The sequence below is a fragment of the Burkholderia sp. 9779_493 genome, from assembly GCF_015712215.1.
Classification (GTDB): Bacteria; Pseudomonadota; Gammaproteobacteria; order Burkholderiales; family Burkholderiaceae; genus Burkholderia; species Burkholderia cenocepacia.
In genome coordinates, this window is record NZ_JACCQA010000001.1 from 241,814 (window position 1) to 262,391 (window position 20,578).

Genomic DNA, 20,578 nt, shown 5'->3' on the forward strand with positions numbered 1-20,578 from the left:
GTAGGGGCGACGTGTCGGGGGATGTGGTCCGTTGGCGTTATGCAAACTTGCCGACATCCGCGGCTTCCTTGACGAATCGTCCGGTCGCCAGCAGCGCCTGTTCGATGTCAGCGACGATGGCCCGATTGTTGACCGGCGCGGTCACGCACCATCCCCAGAGATCGTCGTCGATTTCATAGTGGCCGCGGGCATACGACCAATAGCTGAAATAGCGGTCCTGCGACCCGGCGATCTGCGGGTCGTCGAGGCCGTCCGGATGCGCGAGCCGGACGGAATGCAGCGCATCCCGGAGCATGGCGGCGACGTCGGGAAAGTCGGCCGCACGATGGTCGTCGAGTATTTCGACCAGCAGATCGCTACCGTGATAAACCGGTCGAACCCGGAATCGAATCGTGTGGATCATCGCTCGGTTTTTTGTTGCGGAAACGCGTGGCGCGCGCACCGATCGTCTGGCGATGCCTGAACGAACGCCGCAATGGCTTCCACCACACCGCTTGCCACAGGGAGATCCGGGTTCGAATACGCGGCAAGATTGTCGTCGAGCGTATCCGTGTGAACGGCCTTGAGCACGTGATTGGCATTCGCGACGATCGTCAGCCGGGCGCCTGGACTCGCGTCCTTCAACCGTTGCGCGTCCTGCACGCCCACCTGAATATCGCGCGCGCCCTGCACGATCAGCACCGGTTTCGCATACCCGGCCAGAAGGGCCGCCGGATCGATGGCCAGTTCGCTCATCAGGAACCGCTGAACCTGCGGCCTGAACAACGGCATCAGTGCAGGAGCGATCGTGGCTGCGTCGACCGTCTTCCCGGCTTCGAGCGATTCGAGTATCGACATCGCGTTGCCCAGAACGGCGGCATTCGCGGGGTTCGACCGCAGTTGCTGCGTCAACACCTGTGCGAGCGGCCGCCCCGGCGTGGACACGAGGATCAGGCCGTGGATGTCGGCGGTTTGCCGCGCCGCCGACAACGCGACCCATCCTCCCTCGCTATGCCCCAGCACCCATACGCGGCGCGCACCGGTCCGCGCACGGATGGCCGCCACCCACGCGCGGACGTCTGCCGCGTAGTCGTCGATCGTGACGTCGTCCGCTTCCGCGATCGCCGAAGCGCTACCGTACATGCCGCGCTTGTCGATGCGAACCGACGCGATACCTTGGCCGAGCAATCCTTCGGCGAGCAACCGGTAAGTCGATGCCTGAAGGCCGTTTGGTCCGTTGCCGTTCCGGTCGGTCGGACCCGATCCCGGCACGATCAGCACCACCGGAGCATCGCCCGCCGCTGGAGACGACAGCGTGCCGCTCAGCGGGCCGACAGGCCCCGGTATTTCGATTTCCGTCTGCATCATGTGTGAATGACGTTCCTGATCCGTGTGGTGATGAACTTCGGGCACGGCATCAACGTACCGAATCCCGCGCCTCGCCAAGCACCCATTCCGCAAACGCCTGTACCGGCGCCGCGCTCAATTCGATCGGCTCGGGCAGCACGAGGCAGAAGTTTTTCGTCACCGCTTTGCCGTCCGGCCAGGGCGCGACCAGACGCCCTTGCTCAAGCTCGGCCCCGATGTAAAGGCGCGGCACCAGTGCGACACCGAGGCCGGCCAGCGCGGCCTCGATCAGCATCGAATGGAGATCGTATCGCGGGCCGACCGCCGAATTGGTCAGCACGATGCCGGCCTCCTGCGCATAGATCTGCCACGCATCCGGATTCTGCCGCCGGTGAAGGCGCGGGAGCGCATCCAGCGACGGGTTCGCGCCAGCGTCTTCGAGGAGCGACGGGCTGCAGACGGGCACCAGCACCTCTTCCAGCAGCGGATGCAGATGCATGCCGGCCCACGCCGGATGCGCGAAATGAATGGCTGCGTCGAATCCGCTGCCGGCCAGGAGGAACGGCTCCATCCGTTCGGCGATGTGCACGGTGATGGTCGGATGCCGATCCTGAAAGCGCTTCAGCCGGGGGATCAGCCAGCGGGTCGCGAAGGTCGGAATCGCGGCGATATCGAGACTCGCGCCTTCCACGGGCTGGCCCATCAGATACAGGCTGTCCCGTTCCAGCCGATCGAGAATCTCGCGCACCTGCACCGCGTATCGCGTGCCGTTGGGCGCCAGCCGCACGCGGTTGCCGACGCGCTCGAACAGCGTCACGCCCAGAAACGCCTCCAGCCGGCCGATCTGGCGACTGACGGCGCCCTCGGTGCGGGCCAGTTCGTCGGCGGCGCGGGCGAAACTGCCGTGTCGGGCCGCCGCCTCGAAGGCCAGGAGCGCGGAATTGCTCGGAATCTTGCGTCGCATCGGGATCGAGTTGGTGAGTGCGCTCGACGGCCTGCTTGATCAAATATCACTGAAGGCTGATTTTAAGTCGATATCTGCGCGGAAAACAGCAGATTAGCATTACGTCACTGCACTGAATATCCCGCATTCGAAGCCCAGGATGCACATCCGTCACGAAGGACAATCCGATGATCTACACCGTGGAATGCAGCTTCGCCGACCCTGCCAGCGAAGCCGAATGGAATGACTTCTACAGTGCCGACAAGCTGCCGGCCCTCATCTCGGTGACCGGCTTCCACACGTCGCAGCGTTTCAGGGCGGTAAGCGACGGCTGCCCCGTCTACCTGGCCATTCACACGATCGACGGCCTCGACGTGCTGACCGGAGACGAATATCGGCAGAAGGGCGGCGGCAATTTCGCGCGCTGGCAGCAACACATCACCGACTGGCACCGCAATCTCTACGGCGATATCGGTCGGGCACCGGCGGTCGATGCCGGCGAATTGCTCGCGCTGAGTGCCGGCGGGCCCGATCCGCTGATCGGGCTGGGCCTGAAGCCGCTGGCCATGCAAGCCGTGGCGCTGGCGCAGTGCCCGGCGCGTCGCTGGCTCGCGGTCCTGCCGCGCCGCGACGCCGCGCTTGCCGGGAACCTGCCGGCCGGCCTCGACCTGTATGCGCCGATGACGCCGCAACTGACGAAGCAGGCCCGCGATGCCTAACGTGACGTTCCATATCGATGCGGACCGCATGCCGCCCGATGCGCGCCTCGCCGAACTGTCCGCCGACTGCGTCGAACTCTGTACGGCGGTTCTCCAGGCAGAAGTCCGGAACGTCCACGTCATTTACGTGGCGGTCCGGCACGGATGCGGGCATCCGGTTTACGCGGAAATCCAGTATCGCGAGGCGTCGTGTCGCCCGCTCGCGGTCATGAGCGCGTTCATGGAAGCGCTGGATCGCGCGATCGTTCGCCGCACGGGCCTGACGGCGCGCATCCGTTGTTTCGGTCATGCCGCGCCGAACCTTCACGCCCGAAACTAGCCGCTGCGGAGAAGCAGGATGTCCAACGTTACGTTTCCCGGCCGGCGTGTCGGGGATTTCACGATCACCGCGATCAGCGACGGCTACCTCACGGCCAGCCTCGATTTCCTGTCGAATATCGACGTGTCCGACGCTACCGCGATGCAGCGCGCGGCCGGGCAGCACGAGCCGTCCGCCGTGCATATCAACTGCTACGTGGTGCGCGGTGCGGGCCGCACGATTCTCGTCGACGCCGGGGCCGGCGGCATCAGGCAATGGGGCGGCCGCCTGATGGACAATTTGCGGCTGGCCGGCATCGACGCTACCGCGATCGACACCGTCCTGCTCACCCACGCCCATCCCGACCATGTCGGCGGGCTGCTCAATGCCGCCGGACAGGTTGCGTTTCCGAATGCGGAACTCGTCGCGCATCGGCGCGAAGTCGAATTCTGGCGCGACGACGGCAACCTGAGCCGCGCAAGCGAGCGCGCCCGTGGCAATTTCCGGATCGCGCGTCACGCATTCGATGCTTACGGCGACGCGCTCCGGACCGTCGACGAAGGCGAGGTGCTCCCGGGGATCGCTGCGATATCCCTACCGGGACATACCGACGGACACACCGGCTACCTGCTCGAATCCGGCGATCGGGGCCTGCTCGTGTGGGGCGATATCGTGCATTTTCCGCACATCCAGATCGAACGGCCGGACGTCGCGATCGCATTCGATCAGGATGCGTCGCAAGCGGCGACGACGCGTTCGCGGCTGCTGGATCGGGTCAGCTCGGAAGGGCTGCTGATCGCCGGCATGCATCTGGGCGAACCCGGCTTCGCGCGCATCAGGCGAACGCACGGCGAATACGGGCTGTTTTACGAGACCGACGCATGAGGCGATGCACGCGGACGTGCGTGGTCGATACCCGGTGTCCGCTTTGCAGGCTGCCGCTCGAGGAGGACAATCCAGCCTGGACCCTCGTCGGCGGTCGCACGTCATGGCCCCATTCCAGCCCGATGGACGGCATACCGTCACGCCGCGGATCGTCGTTGCGGATCCGCGCAACCTGATCGTCTTCATCCGCGCGGTGTTCGACGCGGAAGGCGAATTCCGTACCGGTTTGCCTGCCGAGATCCGGATCGGCCGCCGTCGTGGTGATCAGCGGCGCAGACGGCCTGCGCGGTCCGATGCCGGCGTTTTTGCACGTGTATGTCCAGGACACCGATTCGACTTGTGGACGGGCGCTCGCGGCGCAAGCGATCCCGCTGGAAGCGCCCGCCGACATGCCGTACCGCGACCGGCGGCCGATGGTGAAGGCTGCGTGGAGAAAGGTCTGGCAGATCGCCACGCACCAGCGCGACCTGTCGATCGACGAGATTCGTTCCAGGCTCGGCGACGGCCGGTAGCCGCGCTGCTGCCTCCTTCCCTCTGTCGCAATCGTCAAGATTCGCGTCGCGTGCGGATAAAAGCCGCCCGTTCCCCGCGCCGTTAACCCGTTCGCAGCCCCCGCGCCTCGTCTTGCGTCACGGCGCGCGTCGTTCGTGTTCCGGAATTCACATCCGCCGCTGGCCGTGCCCGGCCGGCTCAAGGGAACGTCATGCGAAAACAACTCACTATCCGTGGTGGACTCGTCGCGACCATCGCCGGCTACACCGTGCTGCTCGTGCTGGTGGTCGGCGCAGGCATCGCGGCGCTTTATATGGGCAACGGTTCGCTCGAGGCGATGTACCGCGACGATACCGCGTCGCTGCTGCATCTGAAGACCAGCTCCGAGCGAATGCTGGTGCTGCGCGAACGCATGAGCGACGTCGCGCAGATCATCAGCGCCGGCCAGCCCGCGAAGGCGGAAGTCGCGCAACTCCACACGCTGCTCAAGCAGAGCGACGACGAGCTGGACGCGTACACGCGCCTGCATCCGCGCGACGCCGGCGAGCAGGCGCTGTTCGACACGCTGCAGAATCGCCGGCGCGCGCTGCTCGACCGCGTGTTCCTGAAGGCGCTGTCGCAGCTCGACGGCGACGACGCGTTCAACTTCCTCGACACCCAGCGCACCGCGCCGCCGGCATTGTTCGCCGCCTACCAGGAGGCGATCGACGCGCTCGAATCGTTCCAGGTCACGCGTCAGAAGGCGCGCTACGATGCGGCCGGTACGAATTTCCACCGGATCGTATGGGGGATGGGGGCGGTCGCGGTGCTGGCGCTCGTCGTCGGCTTCGTTGCGCAGCGCGTGCTCGCGAAGGCGATCATCGGGCCGATCAATCTCGCGGTCGACCAGTTCGAAAAGATCTCGAAGGGCGACCTGACCGGCACCGTCGTCGTGCCGGGCGAGAACGAGATGGCGTATCTGCTGAATGCGCTGAAGCGGATGCAGGACGGCCTCGTCGAGACCGTCAGCCAGGTGCGCGCGAGCACCGAGACGATCGTCGGCGACGTGCGCACGATCGCGAGCGGCAACGTCGACCTGTCCGCGCGCACCGAGCAGCAGGCCGTGTCGCTGCAGCAGGCGGCCGCGAGCGTCGAGCAACTGACGGCGGCCGTGCGCCAGAACGCGGACAACGCGCGCGATGCGCGCACCTACGTCGAGGGCGCGGCCGGCATTGCATCGCGCGGCGGCGAAGCGATGCAGCGCGTCGTCGAGACGATGTCGGAAATTTCGCACAGCTCGACACGCATCTCCGGCATCGTCGGCGTGATCGAGAGCATCGCGTTCCAGACCAACATCCTCGCGCTGAACGCCGCCGTCGAAGCCGCGCGCGCGGGTGAGCAAGGCCGCGGTTTCGCGGTCGTCGCGAGCGAGGTGCGCGGGCTCGCGCAACGTTGTGCGGCGGCGGCGAAGGAAATCCGCGATCTGATCGGCCATTCCGCGCGACGCGTCGAAGATGGCAGCGGCCTCGTCGCCCTGGCCGGCTCGGCGATGGCCGAGCTGGTTGCGGCGGTCGAGCGCGTCAACACGATCATGGGCGAAACCAGCCAGGCATTCGACGAGCAGTCGTCGGGCATCGAACAGGTGAACGCCGCGGTGATTCAGATGGAGCAGACGATGCAGCGCAATGCCGCACTGGTCGAGGAGGCGGCGGCCGCGGCGCTGTCGCTCGACGAACAGGGCGCGCGGCTGAGTGCGGCGGTCGCGCAGTTCCGTCTGCGCGAAGCGGCGCTCGCGTGACGGGCGCGCTTATTGCGGTGCGTCCGGCAACGCGTAGTCGAAGCGGTACGCATGCCGGCCGTTGTCGATGTCGATGTGCATCGAACCGGACAGCCCGAGCAACTCGTCCGTGCCGGAATCGGGCACGACCGTGATCGACTGCGCCGGCTGCCCGCGCGTCATGGTGGAGCTGTGCTGCAGGACAAAACTGCCCTTGCGTCCGCCGAGCACGCCTGTGACGGTTTCCATCGCCACGTACCCGGCCGAACCCTGAACGCTGCTGCGAAACGCGAGCATTTCGCCTTGGCTGACGGCTTCCAGATCGCCGTGAAAATGCTTGTCCAGCGACATGCGGCCGAGCCCGCTGGATTCGGCGACGCGACTCAGGGATTCCGGATTCAGCTTCACTTCGAATGGACCGCTGGCCTGCAGTTTCATTGGCATTCTCCTCGTTGAATGGGCACTCCGCACTATAAGCCAAGCGGGTTCCGCCGACGGTGACCGAATGCCGGCCGTGTACGGGACGAGCCGTCGCGCCACCGCAGTCCGACATCTTCCTCTACTCATCGCCTTGACCTTGAAGCTGACTTGAAGCTTAGAGTCCATGCTGACGGCAGTGAATCGGCAGGCCGAGGATTTCGCCTGCCACGGTCGAGCATCGACGAGAGGCGACGAACATGGACAGACGTTTTACACAGGTCGAATTCGGGCCGCACACGGTCGACGTGCCCGAGGGCGGGTACTACGACCGGTTCCGGATGAATCCGGACCTGGACGCGGTGGCGCGCGATCCCGCGGCGGGGAACATCGATTTTTTCCGGCGAATTCCGAAGCGTCAGGTGGCATCACGCGTGGGCCCGACCTGGGCGCCGAACTTCTACTACCGTTCCAGCAGCATTCAACTGCTGTTCCTTGCACCGCTCGACCGCTTGCGGACCATGCTGCCGATCCCGCTCGAACCGCTGCGGGCGCTGCCCGGATACGGGCTCGTCGCGCTGACGTTCTTTTCGTATTCGGTCTGCGACAACGATCCGTATGACGAAGTATCGGTCGCGGTGGTCATTCGCCGGCCCGGCGCGACAGGTTCGCACGCGCTGGAACTGATCGACTCGATGCGGCGCCGGAGTTTCTTCGCGCACGTGCTGGCGCTGCCGGTCACGACGGACATTGCGCGGGTACGTGGCGTACACGGCTATCAGTTGCCGAAGTGGCTCGCCGAGATCGACGTGAACATCGATGCCACCGCGCGCGCGCGTATCGCCGGCCCGGGCGGGCGGCCGGATCTGAGCCTGAGCGTGCCGCTGCCGACGCTGACCCACGTCCCGTCGCAATCGCACATGGGTACGACGACGATGGTCAATCGCATCGACGGCGAATGGCATCAGTCGTCGGTGCAGACCAACATGCTGTCGTTCGCGCAGCGCCTGTTGCCGCGCAACGTCGAGCTGGTGCGGCACGGCGGGCCGCTGAGCCAGTTGCTCGACGGGCTCGGCGCATCCACAATCATGCGTCTCGACGTGGTCAAGGATGTGCAACTGGTTCTAAATCTGCCGACGCCTTTGAGGGCGTTCGACGAATCCGGAAAGCCACGCTAACGATACGGATGCGTGCGACGTGCGCGCACGGAAGGAGTCGTCCATGCCTCAACCGACCTACGATCTCGTCGTATTTGGCGCCACCAGTTTCGTCGGGCAAATCCTGACCCGCTATCTGTCCGACTACCTGTCGGACGCGGGCGCGGGCGATACGTTGCGCTGGGCGATCGCGGGCCGCTCCGACGCGAAGCTCAGGCAGGTCCGGGATACGCTCGGCGCGGCCGGGCAGTCGGTGCCGATCATCGTCGCCGACGCGGCCGACGAAGCGCAGCTTCAGGCACTGTGCGCGCAAACGCGGGTGGTCGTGTCCACCGTCGGCCCCTACGCGCTGTACGGCGAGCCGCTGGTCAGGGTCTGCGCGCAAACCGGCACCGACTATTGCGATCTCACCGGCGAGACGCAGTGGATCAGGCGGATGATCGACCGGTACGAAGCCGCGGCCCGGCAATCGGGCGCGCGCATCGTGCATTGCTGCGGCTTCGATTCGGTGCCTTCCGACATGGGCGTGTTCTTCCTGCAGCAACAGGCGCGGCAGCAATGGGGCGAGCCGGCCGCTCATGTGAAGATGCGCGTCAAAACGCTGAAGGGCGGTGCGTCGGGCGGCACCGTGGCCAGCGTGATCAACGTCGTGCGCGAGGCGGCGGCGGATCCGGCATTGCGCCGCGAACTGCTCGATCCTTATTCGTTGTGCCCGCAACGGCATGGTTTCACGGTGCGGCAGCACGCGGTGCGATCCGCCGAATTCGATCGCGACTGCGGCGCGTGGATCGCACCGTTCGTGATGGCCGCGATCAACGAGCGCGTCGTGCACCGCTCCAATGCGCTGGCGGGCAATGCGTACGGCAGCCGCTTCACCTATGACGAGGCCGTGATGACGGGCACGGGCCTGAAAGGACGCGTGACCGCGCTGACGATGGTGGCGGGCCTCGGCGCATTCATGGTGGGCGTCCTCATCGGGCCGGTGCGCAGCCTGATGGCGCGCTTCCTGCTGCCGAAACCCGGCGAGGGGCCGAGCGTCGACGCTCAACGGGCCGGCCGCTACGATTTGCGCTTCTTCGGCCGCACCGACGACGGGCGAATCTTGCGCGTGAAAGTCACCGGCGATCGCGATCCCGGCTACGGCTCCACCGGCAAGATGCTCGGTCAGGCCGCGCTCGGCCTCGCGCTCGATTGCCGCCGCGACGGCGTGAAGACCGGCCGCGGCGGCGGTTTCTGGACGCCCGCGACGATGTTCGACGAGCGCTATATCGAGCGCCTGGTTCGCCATGCCGGCTTGCGTTTCGAGGTGATTTGAAGGCAGTCGCCATCCGCTATTCGAGCCGGGCGGGACGCCATGCAGGGGCCGGCGCCGGCGGGACGCCCGCGGGCGCTGCCCGCTACGCCCGGTTGCGCGTGCCTGCTCCGGCGCGGGCGGCCGTTTCGTCCAGGATCATTGCGGCGAATTCGACGGCCGCCGGCATCCGCGCGTCGTGCATCATCACGAATTCCATCTCCGGCAGCGCCGGCAAGCCTTCGGGCAAGCCGAGTTCGCGAAGCGTGTCGTCGATCGCGCTGCGCGGCACCGGTGCGATCGCGATGCCGGCCCGTGCGAAGGTCCGGATGCCGGTCACGCTCGGGCTTTCGCACGCGATCCGGTAACGCATGCCGGCCAGCGCGAGCGCCGTGATGGCGGCGCCGCGATACGGGCATGGATCGGGGAAGCACGCGAGCGGCACGTCGCCTTCCGGCAGCGGCTCATGCCGCGCGAACGCCCAGACGAGCGGCTCTTGCCACAACGTCGCGCCATGGCCCGAGTGCGAGCACCGGCTGCCGATCACGAGATCGAATTCGCCGTCGGCATGCTGTCGAAACAGGCTGTCGCCGATATCGACGACGAGCTCCAGCCGCAGGCCGCGTCGCGCGGCGCCATGGCGGCGCATCAGGTCCGGCAGCCAGCCGCCTGCGAAATCCTCCGACACGCCGATCCGCAGCTTGACGTCGACCGCGTTACCCGTTCCCAGCCTGGCGCGCGCTTCCGCGCTCAGGTTGAGCATCGCACGCGCGTAGCCGAGCAGCGTTTCGCCGTGTGGGGTGAGCGTCACGCTGCGCGTATTGCGCACGAGCAGTGTCTGGCCGACCTGTTGCTCGAGGCGCACGATCTGCGCGCTGACCGCGGACTGGCTGAGGTTCAGCCGGCGCCCGGCGCCGGTGAAGCTGCGCACGTCGGCGACTGCAACGAACGTATGAAGCAGCGCGGTGTCGAGAGGAGGGTTCATTCATCACCAATCCGGGTCAATTCGATCAATTAATATCGTTTCCGGATTATAGGCCGACCCGCTAGGCTGCGAAGTGCAGTGGGCGAGCGCGCATCCCGCGCGCCGTCGTCACTTCTGGCAAGGACCGGCGTCATGACACGCGTGCTCTATATCGAAGGCTCACCCAACAAGGCATATTCGGCGTCCATCGAGGTATGCGACGCGTTTCTCGACACATACCGGCAAGTGCATCCCGATCACGAGATTCGGAAGCTCGATATCTGGGATCTGCCGATGCCCGAGTTCGATGCCGCCGCGCTGGCCGCGAAATATGCGGGATTGAGCGGCACGGCATTGACGCCGGAGCAGGCGGCAGCGTGGCGGCAGATCGAGCGGCTCGCGGCGCCGTTCCACGCAGCGGACAAGTTCCTGTTCGGCGTGCCGCTGTGGAATTTCAGCATTCCGTACAAACTCAAGCACCTGATCGACGTGATCTCGCAGAAGGATGTGTTGTTCACGTTCGATGCAGCGGGTTTTGCCGGCAAGCTGATCGGCAAAAAGGCGGCGGTGGTCTACGCGCGCGGGCTGGCCTATCAGTCGCCGGGGTCGTTGACGCCGGCTGCCGAGTTCGATCTGCAGCGCCCTTACATGGAAACGTGGCTCAGGTTCGTGGGCGTGACGGACGTCACCGGGATCGTCGTCGAGCGCACGTTGTTCCCGGACGGGAAGGTCGACCGCAGCCGCGCGATCGACGAAGCGCGGGCGATTGCGCGCACGTTCTGATGTCGCCGCGCGCTGCATCCGCGCGGGCCGAGGGTCAGCGCCCGCCGCGTGCGATGGCGAGCGCGACGCCGAAGCTCACCAGCAGGCATCCGAACGTGCGATCGATCCAGTGCCGCAGCGACAGCAGGCGATCGCGGACGGCCGTGGCGGAGAAACACAGCGCCACGAGGCTGAACCAGCCGGCATGTGCGGCCGCGATGAATGCGCCGTAACCGATTTGCACGATCAGCGGCGTGTCGGGGCGCACGGCCTGCATGAACAGGCTGACGATGAACACCGTGGTTTTGGGATTCAGCGCGTTGGTCAGAAAGCCCGTGCGCAGCGCGGCGAGATCGGACAGCGGCGCCACGCGGGTGTCGGCTTGCGCGTCGCCGGCTTTCGTCATGAGCATCTTTGCGCCGAGGTAGATCAGGTACATCGCGCCGATCAGCTTGACGGCGTTGAAGAGCCACAGCGATTGTCGGATCAGGAGCCCGACGCCCAGCAGCGTGTAGCTCACGTGGACCGTCACGCCGAGCCCGATCCCGCATGCGGTGAACACGCCGGAACGACGCGACAGCATCAGGCTGTTGCGCGTGACCATCGCGAAGTCAGGCCCCGGGCTGATGACGGCCAGCAGCGTAATGGTGACTACGACTATCAGTTCGGTCATGGTGTTGCTCCAGCGATGAATGGGTTGATGGCACAATCGTATCCATCGTGCTTCATCGGGGAAAACGATGTTTTCTGACCAGAATGGTGAGTCTGGATCACAGTCGATTCGGACGAACCTGCCGTCGCTGATGGCGCTGCGTTGTTTCGAGGCGGCGGCGCGTCACGAGAATTTCAGCCGCGCGGCCGACGAGCTGTGCCTGACCCATGGCGCGGTCAGCCGCGCGGTACGTCTGCTCGAGGACGACCTGGGCGTGGCGCTGTTCGAGCGACGCAGTCGTCGCGTGTTCCTGACCGATGCCGGCCGCACGCTCGCCCAGGCCGTCCATGATGGCCTGGGGCTGATGCGTCACGCCGCCCACGCATTGCGCACCGAGGCCGCCCGTGCGCGACGTCCGGTCCTGTCGTGCGAGCCGACGCTCCTGATGCGCTGGCTGATTCCGCGCTGGCCGGATTTCCAGGCGCGGCATGCGGGCGTCGATATCCATCTGGCCGCCGCGGGCGGGCCGTTCTCGTTCGACGACGGTATCGACATGGCGATTCGTCGCAACGATTTCGCGTGGCCGGCCGGGTATCACGCGGAACATCTGTTCGCCGAACGGGTGGGGCCGGTTTGCCGGCCGGACAGGGTCGGCGCGTGGTTTGCATCGCGTCGCGGCGGCCGCGCGTTGAAGCCCGACGCTGCGCTGCTGCATACGCGGACCCGGCCGGACGCATGGCACGCGTGGGCGGCGGCGGCGAAGCAGCCGGCCGCGAACGGGCGCGGGCAGCGGTTCGATCACTTCTACTTCAGTCTGCAGGCGGCCGTCGCGGGGCTTGGGGTGGCGATCGGGCCGTGGCATCTGGTGCGCGACGACATCGAAAGCGGTGTGCTGGTTGCGCCGATGGGGTTCGTCGAGGATGGATCCGATTACTACCTGTTGACGCCGGCGCCGGTGGCGGACGGGAGTGCGCAGGCGGCGTTGCTGGGCTGGTTGAGGGGACGGGTTTGACGGCGGTTGCCAAGCGGGCCTTCAAACAGGCGGCGAAGCGTGTGCCCGAAGCGCCGGGGTGATTCAGGCGATGGCAGGCGTGGCATGCCTCGCCGCTGTCAACGGACCGGCACGGACCGGTCGTCGCGTTGAACCAGGACTCGTACCGCCCGCACGAGATGGCGATTGATCGTCGGAATCAGCGAGGCGGGAATCTCGTGAGGGCCGGCAGTTCGAAAATCGGCTACGTGCATGATATGAACCAACCCGACGTTGAACTGAACGAATGCTTCGATGTCCGGGTCGTCCCGGATGGCCGCTTTCATCGCGTCATCATCGACCCAGTGTGACCAATACAGCGTGAACGTGGGCGTGTCGACTGGCGGAAGCGCCCGGAAACCTGCATGAACGAGCCGCTCGAATTGCGTCCGGTTCGCCTTGACGATACAGGATGCACCGTACAGGCCGATACCACTGCGCGCGAGGTGGTCGATCCACCAGTCGTTCTGCCATCGCTCGTATCCGAGCAACGCGCCCTCGAGGCGTTCCATGTTCTCGCAACCGTCCCCTTCCAGGTTGATGTGCTGCCGGATTAATTCCAGCGCGCGGAAGCGCCACTCCTCACCTTTGCGCGCATAGAAGATTTGCCCGATACGACGAGCGGGACGATCCGGGCGAGCCGGAGCGTCCTGGATGATTTCGTGAGCGTGCAGGACACCTCGAGCGACATACGCGTCGAAACGTGCCTTCAGTTCCACCGACGGTAACCATTCGCTGTTGAATTCAACGAACCCGAACGGCTTCCGCCCGTGCACCATCAAAGCCAGTTCGTAACCGGTATGGACCAGGTAAGGCATGTGAGCGCCGGTATCGACATGCCTGCGGAGGTATCCCTGGCGCGAATCATGTCCGAACTCGATCCCGAAGACCTCGCACACGGCGATGACCTGCGCCGGAGTCAGGCGATACCAGTCGTCGAGTTCCGCCTCCTCGGGTGCGTCCGGATCGACGAGTCGTCGCAGCGTATCGAGGTCGTCGGTTTCGAAGCGAACTTCCAGGCACGGGTAAAGCAGATCCGCGTCGATGGCCGACAGAATGAAAGAAGTTTGCGGATATCGCATGGTAGTTCCCGATGTACCGATATCAGATACCGTAGTCGCCGCTGTCCCGCCACTCGAAGATAGTCACGTGGCTTGCAGCCTGGGGCTGAACGTTCGCGTCGTTCGTCAAACAGGCTGATGCACGATCTTGATCGCGCTGCCCGAGCGCAAGGAAAGTTCAGTCGACGATATAGCACTCGCGGATTTTTTGGATTGTGGCAAGTTCGTCGAGCGGCTTCAAGGTCGCCTTGGGCAGGGAGCGACGACTGTCTCTGTATCCGGAATGGGCAGCGCAGTGGTTCCGCGCTACGCTCGTCGGCATTGATCGACGCAGATGCCAGACTGGTCTTTGCCGAATTCAATTGCACGCGACGCGGGGTTTCCCGGGAACAAGCCGTCGCGATCGACATTGCAGGCGACGAACAGAGTTGGCGCAAAGATCGACATCGTCACCATTGCGTGCAAACCTGAGTGTTGCAAGGGCAATACCGGATAGCCGGCCAGACGCACGGGCGTGGCAGATTTCGACCGGCTTTGCCGAAATGGCGCATGATGGCGTGCGCGTCGCTAAAAGATCGTTGCGATGTGCTTTATCGCACCTGTGAATGAGCGTGGATAAAGTTGCACTCATTCTTCATCTTTTTTACAAAACATTTAACGACGCGCGTGCAACCCCGGGCGATGTCGGGCCGCAGCGAACATTTCCCGTCGCCTTTAAACCCGCATCTTTACCCGACCATCCACGACGAGGCGTGGCGATGCTACTTCAAACCGGTAATTTATTCAGCGCCGAAGGGCGGCGCGGCGGCGACGAGCGAATCGACATGCTGGTCACGGGCCCGCACGTGAACGTCGAGCGAATCGTATCGATGGGGCATGCGAGCCCGGACGGGTTCTGGTACGACGACTCGCGCGCCGAATGGGTCGTGCTGCTGTCCGGCGCGGCCGTGCTCGAATTCGAAGCGGATGCAACGCGGCTCGATATGCGCGCGGGAGATTACGTGCTGATCGAGCCGCATTGCCGTCATCGTGTCGCGTGGACGCATGACGAAATGCAAACCGTCTGGCTTGCGATCTATTACGAACGCTGAAGAAAGGATTGGCGTGCGGCACGATCGGTCGATTGACCCGTGCGCGACACGCCGATCGGGCAAAACCTCGTCAACCGGAACGGCCTTGGAAACCCGCCGGTATCGATGCCCGACTCAATGCCCAAATCGCCGGACAGCGCGTTGAATCGCGCGCCGGATCATGCCGGCAATCTTATTCCTGGATCAGGAATCGATTGCGATTCTTCGCATCCTTGATCCATGCGGGCGCGCGACCGCGGCCCGACCAGGTCGCGCCGGTCTTCGGATCGCGATACTTTGCCTGCACGGGAGCGCCCGCTTGTTTGGCCGGCCGACCGCGGCGCGTACCGAAAATGTCTTTTTCGGTAATGCCGTATTCCGCGACTTTGGTGCGGATGGCGTCGACGATCGCCTGGAATTCAGCGACGCGCGCTGCTTCGGCTTTCTCGGCCAAAGCGTCCATTTGAGCTTTCAGTTCCTTGTAAGTTGCCATATATCACTCTTCAGGTTGTGTCCATACATGATAGCGGTTTCAACCGGAAATGATAAAGAAAATTGCGCCGACTACGAATTCCATTGCCGATATGGCAATGCACGACTGCTTCGAACACCTGAGAAGTGGTTTGACTTGAATCGTTTGCGTCCGATCTTCTCCGGCGAGACACGCTGCGGAGACTCAATTATTCTTTATCTTTTTTCAGAGGGATTGGGGAATTCACTGATGAACAGGGATGACACGCTGAAACAGGTTGCAGCCGAATTCGGATTCGATCCGGACGAAACGATCAGGATCGGCGGAAAGTACACGCCCGTGCTGGTCGACGGAAGCACGGCCTACATTGCCGGCCAGGTGCCGCGTATCGGGGAAGTGGTGCATTTCGTCGGCGTCGTGGGCGAATCCGTTTCGCTGGACGATGGCCGCCGCGCGGCCGGCATCTCGGCGCTGCGCGCGCTGTCGCTGATCCGCAAGCATTGCGGCACGCTCGATGCGATCGCGACGGTGCCGCGCATGACCGTGTACGTGCGCAGCGCGCCCGGCTTCACGATGCAAAGCGAAGTGGCCGACGGCGCGTCCGACGTGTTGTACGCGGTGCTCGGCGACGCCGGCGTCCATACGCGTTCGTCGGTCGGCGTGCTGCAATTGCCGAAGGGTGCATCGGTCGAAGCGGATTTCATTTTCGGGCTGAACCGCGGCGGTGCCGCTGGTTGATTCGCCGTGGCTGGGCGACGGAACGCGCCGCCTGGCGTCGATCAGCGCGCCGTGCGCGAACGGGCGGCTTCGGGCGTCATTCCGGTCCATTCACTGAATGCGCGGAAGAACGAATTCGGATCCTGGTAGCCGAGCAGGAAAGCGATCTGACTGTAGGGCAGATCCGAGCGATCGAGGTAATGCCACGCGAGCTTCTCGCGAACTTCCGCGAGCAGCGTTTTGAAGTTCGCGCCTTCGTCGCCGAGCCGCCGCTGCAGCGTCCGCTTGCTGATCGCGAGCGTTCGGGCGACGCCGTCCGTGGTGGCGAGCCCGCCCGGAATCAATTCGAGCAGCGCCGCGCGCACGCGCTCGACGATGCCGGCTTCGGCCGACAACGCGTCGAGGCGGCGGCGCAGGTCGGGCTCGAAAATCTGCCACATCGCATGGTTCGCGGTCACGAACGGACGCCGCGCATCCTGCAGCGCCACGCTGACGGAAGGCGCATCGCCGTACTGTGGCGTCACGCCGAAAAAGCGCGCATAGCCGGGATGCGGGCGAACGTCGCGCGGCAGCGTGACGGCGCGCGCCGGCAACTCGGTGCGGGTCGCGAGCCGTGCCAGTTTCACGAAGAAGCCGAGTTCGGCCGCGACCAGCATGCCGGGCGGCGGCACCTCGCGTTCCAGGAAGTCGACGGCGAGGGTGAGCGCGTCGGCCTCGTGCGACACACGCAACCGGATCGGGCCGATCAGCGGCTTGAACTGGCCGATCCGCCGGATCGCGATCTCCAGGTTGGGGCTGCACAACGCGGCGAACAGCGGCGGATCGAAGGCTTCGACCGAGAGCAGATCGAGGATGCGCAGTGCGACGGCCGGCATGTTCGCCATGTCCTCCATCGCACGCCACATGCGGAAGTACTCGCGGGTCGTCAGCCCGTTCTCCGGCCGCGTGAACAGATCGGCAGGCAATTGCGCGTGCCGCAGCAGTTCGTCGGCGCGCAGGCCGAGGTCGACCATCACGACCTGCCAGCCCGGCGAAATCGCGAAGCGGTTCATCGCCGCAATTGCCCGGTTTCGACGAGTTGCTGAAAGAAATCGTTCATCGACTCGGCGAGCGGGCGATAGCGGATCCCCAGTTCGTTGCGGCTGCGGCTGTTGTCGGCGCGCCAGGGCAGCCCGATGTTGCGGGCGACCACGCGGCGCGTCACGCTCTTGTTCGCGAGCGGGCCGACCAACCACACCAGCCATTTGGGCAGGATGCGCCGCGGAATCGGGTAGTCGGCGCCATATCGTTCCAGCAGCGTGGCGGCCATCGCCGGCAGGCTCGTGTCGTGCGCCGACACGATGTAGCGGCCGTTGGCGTTCGGCAGGAACGCCGCACGCAGATGCGCGTCGGCCACGTCGCGGACATCCACGGCGCCCAGGCCGAGATCCGGCACGCCGGCCTTCATCGTGCCGTTGCCCATCTGCCGCACGATCTCGAAGCTTTCCGATGTCGCATACGGGTTGATGCCGGGCCCGATCACGAGCGACGGGTTGACGGTCACGAGATCCCAGCGTTGCTGCTGGCGGGCGATCTTCCACGCTTCGCGCTCGGCAACCGTCTTCGAATACGAATAGGGCTGATGGGTCAGCGACGAACTGGTGTTCCAGATCGCTTCGGTGAACACACCACCGGGTGTTGCGGCGAGATCGGCGTTGTCGCCGTAGATCGCGGCGCAACTGCTGGTCAGTACGACGCGCCGCACCGACGGCGTGCGGTTGGCCGTCTCGAGCACATTGCGCGTGCCGAGCAGCGCCGGATCGACCAGCTCCTTCTGCGGATCGGTGACCGTGACGGTGAACGGCGACGCGGTATGGAACACGGTCCCGCAACCGGCCATCGCGTCGGCATATGACCCGGGTTCGAGCAGGTCGGCGCGGAAATAGCGGATCGTGCCGGGCTTGCCGGCCGCGATGCGCTGCAGATGCTCGAGCTTGTCGGGGCTGTCGGGGTCGCGCACGGCCGCATGGACCGTCAGGCCGGCCTCGAGCAGCCGCTGCACGAGCCAGCCCGCGACGTAGCCGGTTGCGCCCGTCACCATGACGGGCAGGTCGGTATCGATATTCATGGACGGGATTCCGTTGCAGAGATGATGCGCCATGATGCCGCCTTTTGCGCGCCACTTCACTCGCAAAGCGCGCCAATTGACATGCAGGGCGCGACAGCGTCGCGACGTACGCAGGCTCATGCGAGCGCCATTCACGCGATCGGATCGACGGCGTCAGGCGCATCGGACCGTCTCTGCACGACGCGCTCGCGAGCGACGGCAGGAAATTCCGCGGCGCGCTGTTTCGCGCCAATGCTCGGCTTTCCTATCGAATGGATGACGACTGGAACGATGCCGCGCGCTGGAACATCACGAAGCCCGGTGGTGCATCCGGGCGTCCGGACGGGCGGGAAGCGCTGGAGCCGCCGGACTGACGTGTGACGTGCGCGGCATCGCGTGCGACGAAGCGGCACGTCGCTTCCGGCGGTCGATTCGTCAGATGTGAAAGCGCGCGATTCGTCGTGCGGTAGCGTCCCGCTCCTGTCTTCATCCCCGTCATTTCGGGAAGCCGCGACCTGACCGATATCAACCGGCATCCCCACTTTTGGGGATGCTGGCGCCGCGCGGTACGCCTACGATGATCAACAAGGCACCGGGGACCGGATATCACCAGAACAATCGAGCAGGCTTGTCGTTCCGTGTCGATCGCCGTGAACGTCCGCACGGTCGATCGTCACAGTCGTCGCGTACGCTGACGTGCAACGTAGGCGGTGCGTCGTTGGCGCCGCGAACGACGGCGCGTTGATGACGGAAGGCCTGATGTCGTATTTCGGGGAATTTCAATCAATATGCTCGCACGAGACTATGTGGAACGAGAGCTCTCGCATATCCAGCGCATGGTGGCGCTGCTGGACAGCGAGACGGACGTCGACGACGTGTCGATGTCGGGCGCGGGACGCGTCAGGCATCCGAGTTACTGGCGCGGGCGCATCGAGGAACTGCTGTCGACGCCCGACGTGCCGCGTCACGTCAGAAAGCTGAGCGAAGCGGTGCTCGCGAAGATCGACGAGATGGAAGCGCGATTCGCGACGATGAAGTAAGTGCATCGTCGGGAGCAGGCGCCGAACCGCGTGCCATCGCATCACGATCGGCCTCGAACGCCGCCACTTGCGACAACCTTTCGTTCCGCGCCAACCGCGCCAACCGCGCCAACCGCGCCAACCGCGCCAACCGCGCCAACCGCGCAGGCCGCCATCCGCCGTCTGCGTCAACGCCGATTCCACGGCCGCCGTGTCAAAGACGGCCATTACGTCAGACGAGAAACGGTAACAAACGTGGTATTTCGATCAAACCCGCATCGGCAATTTGAACAATGAGGCCGATTGAGTAAGATGCCCGAACGACGTTCGACGAAAACGCACGGCGCGGGGTGGCCAGATGCAGATGAACGGGTTGATTCCATCGGCATGGATCGATGACATCTACGCCGCGGCACTGGGCGATCAACGATGGGAAGCGGTGCTGGACGGGCTGCGCTTGTCGGTCGGCGCACGCATGGCCACATTGCTGTCGTTCGACGATGCGGCGAGGCTGCCGGCGATCGAACAGGCGGCCGGCGACGATCCGTCGTGGGTCGCCGCGTGCCACCACAGCTACAACACCGAGTTCTACCTGTACGACCCGGTCGTGCCGGTTGCCGCCGACTGGCCGGCGGGGCGCTGGTTCGAGGACGTCAAGCACCTGTCGGTGCGCGAGCGCACACATGGCGTGTTCTACCGGGAATTCCTGCAGCCGTTCGGGCTCGGCAGCATCTCGGGCCTGTACATTCATCGCGGCGAAGGTGCCGGCGCGTTCCTGAGCGTACAGGGCGGCCCGGAAGCGCAAGGGCTGTCCGACGCGCAGCGCCGCACCATCGAAATCATGGGCGCCCACATCAGCCGCGCACTGCGCATCCACGCACGCATCGGCGAGCTCGAAGCGCGCGTGGCCGCCGCGGAGTCGGCGCTCGATGCGGTGCCGGTGCCGGTATTCCTGCTCGGCGCGCAGCGCGAGCTGCGCTATATGAATCGCGCCGCCCAGCAGCTGATCGCCGCTGAACCGGCGCTGCGGATCGTGAACGGCCGGTTCGCGCCGGAAGGCTGCGTCGACGATGCGCAATGGCGGCACGCGTTCGCGCGCGGCGGGCTGTTGCTGCGGCGTACCACCGGCGAACCGCTGCCGCTCGCGCTGATTCCCGTTCCCGAACAGTCGCGCCTCGCGCGCGAACGGCCCGGCGTCGCGGCGCTGATGACGGCCGCCGACCTGCGTTCGCCGGCGGCGCGCGCGCAGCGCTTGCGGGTGTTCTACGGGCTGTCGTCGGCCGAAGCCGATCTCGCCGTGCTGCTGTGCTGCGACGGGCATTCGCCGCAGGAATGCGCGGCGCTGCGCGGCGTGTCGATCGGCACGGTCCGTGCGCAGATCAAGTCGATCTACACGAAGACGGACGTCGCGCGCGCCGCGCAACTGACGTCGCTCGTCATGCAGACCTGAACGATCGATGC

General features: G+C 65.3%; 23 protein-coding genes. 13 read left to right on the forward strand and 10 right to left on the reverse strand.

Annotated features, from left to right (window positions below; all coding sequences use genetic code 11):
• Positions 1-37: 37 nt before the first annotated feature.
• From H0X95_RS01010 to H0X95_RS01020, 3 genes are read right to left on the reverse strand one after another with little or no spacing between them, the layout of a single operon-like run.
• A complete protein-coding gene (locus tag H0X95_RS01010; RefSeq protein WP_006483389.1) occupies positions 38-403 on the reverse strand; it encodes a hypothetical protein in 366 nt (121 codons plus the stop codon).
• A complete protein-coding gene (locus H0X95_RS01015) occupies positions 400-1,347 on the reverse strand; it encodes an alpha/beta hydrolase (protein ID WP_196445875.1) in 948 nt (315 codons plus the stop codon). The genes H0X95_RS01010 and H0X95_RS01015 overlap by 4 nt, the downstream gene beginning before the upstream one ends.
• Before the next feature lie 49 nt (positions 1,348-1,396).
• Positions 1,397-2,290 (reverse strand): LysR substrate-binding domain-containing protein, encoded by an 894-nt coding sequence (locus tag H0X95_RS01020; RefSeq protein ID WP_006491561.1) that lies wholly within the window; start codon positions 2,288-2,290, stop codon positions 1,397-1,399.
• Positions 2,291-2,457: 167 nt separating this feature from the next.
• Between H0X95_RS01020 and H0X95_RS01025 the strand changes: the two genes are divergently transcribed.
• The 5 genes from H0X95_RS01025 to H0X95_RS01045 all read left to right on the forward strand — a co-directional run bounded on the left by H0X95_RS01025 (position 2,458) and on the right by H0X95_RS01045 (position 6,440).
• Complete coding sequence (locus H0X95_RS01025) at positions 2,458-2,988, forward strand: hypothetical protein (protein ID WP_006483378.1); 531 nt, start codon at positions 2,458-2,460, stop codon at positions 2,986-2,988.
• Positions 2,981-3,307 carry a hypothetical protein gene (locus H0X95_RS01030; RefSeq protein ID WP_006483371.1) on the forward strand — a complete coding sequence of 109 codons (327 nt, stop codon included), beginning with the start codon at positions 2,981-2,983 and terminating at the stop codon, positions 3,305-3,307. Before H0X95_RS01025 ends, H0X95_RS01030 begins: the two co-directional genes overlap by 8 nt.
• An 18-nt stretch (positions 3,308-3,325) precedes the next feature.
• On the forward strand, positions 3,326-4,171 hold the full coding sequence (locus tag H0X95_RS01035; RefSeq protein ID WP_059721444.1) for an MBL fold metallo-hydrolase: 846 nt from the start codon (positions 3,326-3,328) through the stop codon (positions 4,169-4,171).
• Between the two features lie 257 nt (positions 4,172-4,428).
• Positions 4,429-4,683: a glyoxalase gene (locus tag H0X95_RS01040; RefSeq protein WP_288047147.1), complete on the forward strand. Its 255-nt coding sequence runs from the start codon at positions 4,429-4,431 to the stop codon at positions 4,681-4,683.
• 191 nt (positions 4,684-4,874) lie between these two features.
• Complete coding sequence (locus tag H0X95_RS01045) at positions 4,875-6,440, forward strand: methyl-accepting chemotaxis protein (protein WP_048988569.1); 1,566 nt, start codon at positions 4,875-4,877, stop codon at positions 6,438-6,440.
• Positions 6,441-6,449: 9 nt separating this feature from the next.
• On the opposite strand, the gene H0X95_RS01050 is transcribed toward H0X95_RS01045, so the two are convergent.
• Positions 6,450-6,857, reverse strand: a complete 408-nt coding sequence (locus H0X95_RS01050) for a DUF3224 domain-containing protein (RefSeq protein ID WP_034203941.1) — start codon at positions 6,855-6,857, stop codon at positions 6,450-6,452.
• A 239-nt stretch (positions 6,858-7,096) separates the two neighbouring features.
• Here H0X95_RS01050 and H0X95_RS01055 point away from each other — a divergent pair, with 239 nt between their 5' ends.
• Positions 7,097-8,014, forward strand: coding sequence for an acetoacetate decarboxylase family protein (locus H0X95_RS01055; RefSeq protein ID WP_196445876.1), 918 nt, complete (start codon positions 7,097-7,099; stop codon positions 8,012-8,014).
• Positions 8,015-8,057: 43 nt separating this feature from the next.
• On the forward strand, positions 8,058-9,308 hold the full coding sequence (locus H0X95_RS01060) for a saccharopine dehydrogenase family protein (protein WP_006497984.1): 1,251 nt from the start codon (positions 8,058-8,060) through the stop codon (positions 9,306-9,308).
• 82 nt (positions 9,309-9,390) lie between these two features.
• Here H0X95_RS01060 and H0X95_RS01065 read toward each other — a convergent pair whose 3' ends face one another.
• Positions 9,391-10,269, reverse strand: coding sequence for a LysR substrate-binding domain-containing protein (locus tag H0X95_RS01065; RefSeq protein ID WP_059721443.1), 879 nt, complete (start codon positions 10,267-10,269; stop codon positions 9,391-9,393).
• Between the two features lie 132 nt (positions 10,270-10,401).
• Between H0X95_RS01065 and H0X95_RS01070 the strand changes: the two genes are divergently transcribed.
• Positions 10,402-11,031, forward strand: coding sequence for an FMN-dependent NADH-azoreductase (locus H0X95_RS01070; protein WP_006483359.1), 630 nt, complete (start codon positions 10,402-10,404; stop codon positions 11,029-11,031).
• Between the two features lie 34 nt (positions 11,032-11,065).
• On the opposite strand, the gene H0X95_RS01075 is transcribed toward H0X95_RS01070, so the two are convergent.
• Positions 11,066-11,683 (reverse strand): LysE family translocator, encoded by a 618-nt coding sequence (locus H0X95_RS01075; RefSeq protein ID WP_059721442.1) that lies wholly within the window; start codon positions 11,681-11,683, stop codon positions 11,066-11,068.
• A gap of 67 nt (positions 11,684-11,750) precedes the next feature.
• On the opposite strand from H0X95_RS01075, the gene H0X95_RS01080 reads away from it, so the two are divergent.
• Positions 11,751-12,674, forward strand: coding sequence for a LysR family transcriptional regulator (locus H0X95_RS01080; RefSeq protein ID WP_059721441.1), 924 nt, complete (start codon positions 11,751-11,753; stop codon positions 12,672-12,674).
• Between the two features lie 98 nt (positions 12,675-12,772).
• Here the strand turns inward: H0X95_RS01080 and H0X95_RS35855 are convergent, their stop codons facing one another.
• Positions 12,773-13,774 (reverse strand): hypothetical protein, encoded by a 1,002-nt coding sequence (locus H0X95_RS35855; RefSeq protein WP_230878135.1) that lies wholly within the window; start codon positions 13,772-13,774, stop codon positions 12,773-12,775.
• A gap of 737 nt (positions 13,775-14,511) precedes the next feature.
• Between H0X95_RS35855 and H0X95_RS01090 the strand changes: the two genes are divergently transcribed.
• Complete coding sequence (locus H0X95_RS01090) at positions 14,512-14,844, forward strand: cupin domain-containing protein (RefSeq protein WP_006483368.1); 333 nt, start codon at positions 14,512-14,514, stop codon at positions 14,842-14,844.
• 172 nt (positions 14,845-15,016) lie between these two features.
• Here the strand turns inward: H0X95_RS01090 and H0X95_RS01095 are convergent, their stop codons facing one another.
• Positions 15,017-15,316, reverse strand: coding sequence for an H-NS histone family protein (locus H0X95_RS01095; protein WP_196445877.1), 300 nt, complete (start codon positions 15,314-15,316; stop codon positions 15,017-15,019).
• Between the two features lie 228 nt (positions 15,317-15,544).
• Between H0X95_RS01095 and H0X95_RS01100 the strand changes: the two genes are divergently transcribed.
• Positions 15,545-16,033, forward strand: a complete 489-nt coding sequence (locus tag H0X95_RS01100) for a RidA family protein (RefSeq protein ID WP_006483369.1) — start codon at positions 15,545-15,547, stop codon at positions 16,031-16,033.
• A 41-nt stretch (positions 16,034-16,074) separates the two neighbouring features.
• Here the strand turns inward: H0X95_RS01100 and H0X95_RS01105 are convergent, their stop codons facing one another.
• Positions 16,075-17,064, reverse strand: coding sequence for an AraC family transcriptional regulator (locus H0X95_RS01105; protein ID WP_058903851.1), 990 nt, complete (start codon positions 17,062-17,064; stop codon positions 16,075-16,077).
• On the reverse strand, positions 17,061-18,119 hold the full coding sequence (locus H0X95_RS01110) for an NAD-dependent epimerase/dehydratase family protein (protein WP_006497990.1): 1,059 nt from the start codon (positions 18,117-18,119) through the stop codon (positions 17,061-17,063). The genes H0X95_RS01105 and H0X95_RS01110 overlap by 4 nt, the downstream gene beginning before the upstream one ends.
• Before the next feature lie 767 nt (positions 18,120-18,886).
• Between H0X95_RS01110 and H0X95_RS01115 the strand changes: the two genes are divergently transcribed.
• Both H0X95_RS01115 and H0X95_RS01120 read left to right on the forward strand, forming a co-directional pair.
• On the forward strand, positions 18,887-19,138 hold the full coding sequence (locus H0X95_RS01115) for a hypothetical protein (protein ID WP_006483379.1): 252 nt from the start codon (positions 18,887-18,889) through the stop codon (positions 19,136-19,138).
• 343 nt (positions 19,139-19,481) lie between these two features.
• Positions 19,482-20,567, forward strand: a complete 1,086-nt coding sequence (locus H0X95_RS01120) for a helix-turn-helix transcriptional regulator (protein ID WP_227746376.1) — start codon at positions 19,482-19,484, stop codon at positions 20,565-20,567.
• The last annotated feature ends 11 nt before the right edge of the window (positions 20,568-20,578 follow it).

What these genes read in the sequence shown, in the direction of transcription:
- H0X95_RS01020 (WP_006491561.1), bottom strand. Translation starts at nt 2,290, where the DNA reads ATGCGACGCAAGATTCCGAGCAATTCCGCGCTCCTGGCCTTCGAGGCG.
- H0X95_RS01110 (WP_006497990.1), bottom strand. Translation starts at nt 18,119, where the DNA reads ATGAATATCGATACCGACCTGCCCGTCATGGTGACGGGCGCAACCGGC.
- H0X95_RS01105 (WP_058903851.1), bottom strand. Translation starts at nt 17,064, where the DNA reads ATGAACCGCTTCGCGATTTCGCCGGGCTGGCAGGTCGTGATGGTCGAC.
- H0X95_RS01115 (WP_006483379.1), top strand. Translation starts at nt 18,887, where the DNA reads ATGCTCGCACGAGACTATGTGGAACGAGAGCTCTCGCATATCCAGCGC.
- H0X95_RS01045 (WP_048988569.1), top strand. Translation starts at nt 4,875, where the DNA reads ATGCGAAAACAACTCACTATCCGTGGTGGACTCGTCGCGACCATCGCC.
- H0X95_RS01100 (WP_006483369.1), top strand. Translation starts at nt 15,545, where the DNA reads ATGAACAGGGATGACACGCTGAAACAGGTTGCAGCCGAATTCGGATTC.
- H0X95_RS01055 (WP_196445876.1), top strand. Translation starts at nt 7,097, where the DNA reads ATGGACAGACGTTTTACACAGGTCGAATTCGGGCCGCACACGGTCGAC.
- H0X95_RS01010 (WP_006483389.1), bottom strand. Translation starts at nt 403, where the DNA reads ATGATCCACACGATTCGATTCCGGGTTCGACCGGTTTATCACGGTAGC.
- H0X95_RS01090 (WP_006483368.1), top strand. Translation starts at nt 14,512, where the DNA reads ATGCTACTTCAAACCGGTAATTTATTCAGCGCCGAAGGGCGGCGCGGC.
- H0X95_RS01080 (WP_059721441.1), top strand. Translation starts at nt 11,751, where the DNA reads ATGTTTTCTGACCAGAATGGTGAGTCTGGATCACAGTCGATTCGGACG.
- H0X95_RS01050 (WP_034203941.1), bottom strand. Translation starts at nt 6,857, where the DNA reads ATGAAACTGCAGGCCAGCGGTCCATTCGAAGTGAAGCTGAATCCGGAA.
- H0X95_RS01065 (WP_059721443.1), bottom strand. Translation starts at nt 10,269, where the DNA reads ATGAACCCTCCTCTCGACACCGCGCTGCTTCATACGTTCGTTGCAGTC.
- H0X95_RS01070 (WP_006483359.1), top strand. Translation starts at nt 10,402, where the DNA reads ATGACACGCGTGCTCTATATCGAAGGCTCACCCAACAAGGCATATTCG.
- H0X95_RS01015 (WP_196445875.1), bottom strand. Translation starts at nt 1,347, where the DNA reads ATGATGCAGACGGAAATCGAAATACCGGGGCCTGTCGGCCCGCTGAGC.
- H0X95_RS01060 (WP_006497984.1), top strand. Translation starts at nt 8,058, where the DNA reads ATGCCTCAACCGACCTACGATCTCGTCGTATTTGGCGCCACCAGTTTC.
- H0X95_RS01075 (WP_059721442.1), bottom strand. Translation starts at nt 11,683, where the DNA reads ATGACCGAACTGATAGTCGTAGTCACCATTACGCTGCTGGCCGTCATC.
- H0X95_RS01025 (WP_006483378.1), top strand. Translation starts at nt 2,458, where the DNA reads ATGATCTACACCGTGGAATGCAGCTTCGCCGACCCTGCCAGCGAAGCC.
- H0X95_RS01030 (WP_006483371.1), top strand. Translation starts at nt 2,981, where the DNA reads ATGCCTAACGTGACGTTCCATATCGATGCGGACCGCATGCCGCCCGAT.
- H0X95_RS35855 (WP_230878135.1), bottom strand. Translation starts at nt 13,774, where the DNA reads ATGCGATATCCGCAAACTTCTTTCATTCTGTCGGCCATCGACGCGGAT.
- H0X95_RS01035 (WP_059721444.1), top strand. Translation starts at nt 3,326, where the DNA reads ATGTCCAACGTTACGTTTCCCGGCCGGCGTGTCGGGGATTTCACGATC.
- H0X95_RS01120 (WP_227746376.1), top strand. Translation starts at nt 19,482, where the DNA reads ATGAACGGGTTGATTCCATCGGCATGGATCGATGACATCTACGCCGCG.
- H0X95_RS01095 (WP_196445877.1), bottom strand. Translation starts at nt 15,316, where the DNA reads ATGGCAACTTACAAGGAACTGAAAGCTCAAATGGACGCTTTGGCCGAG.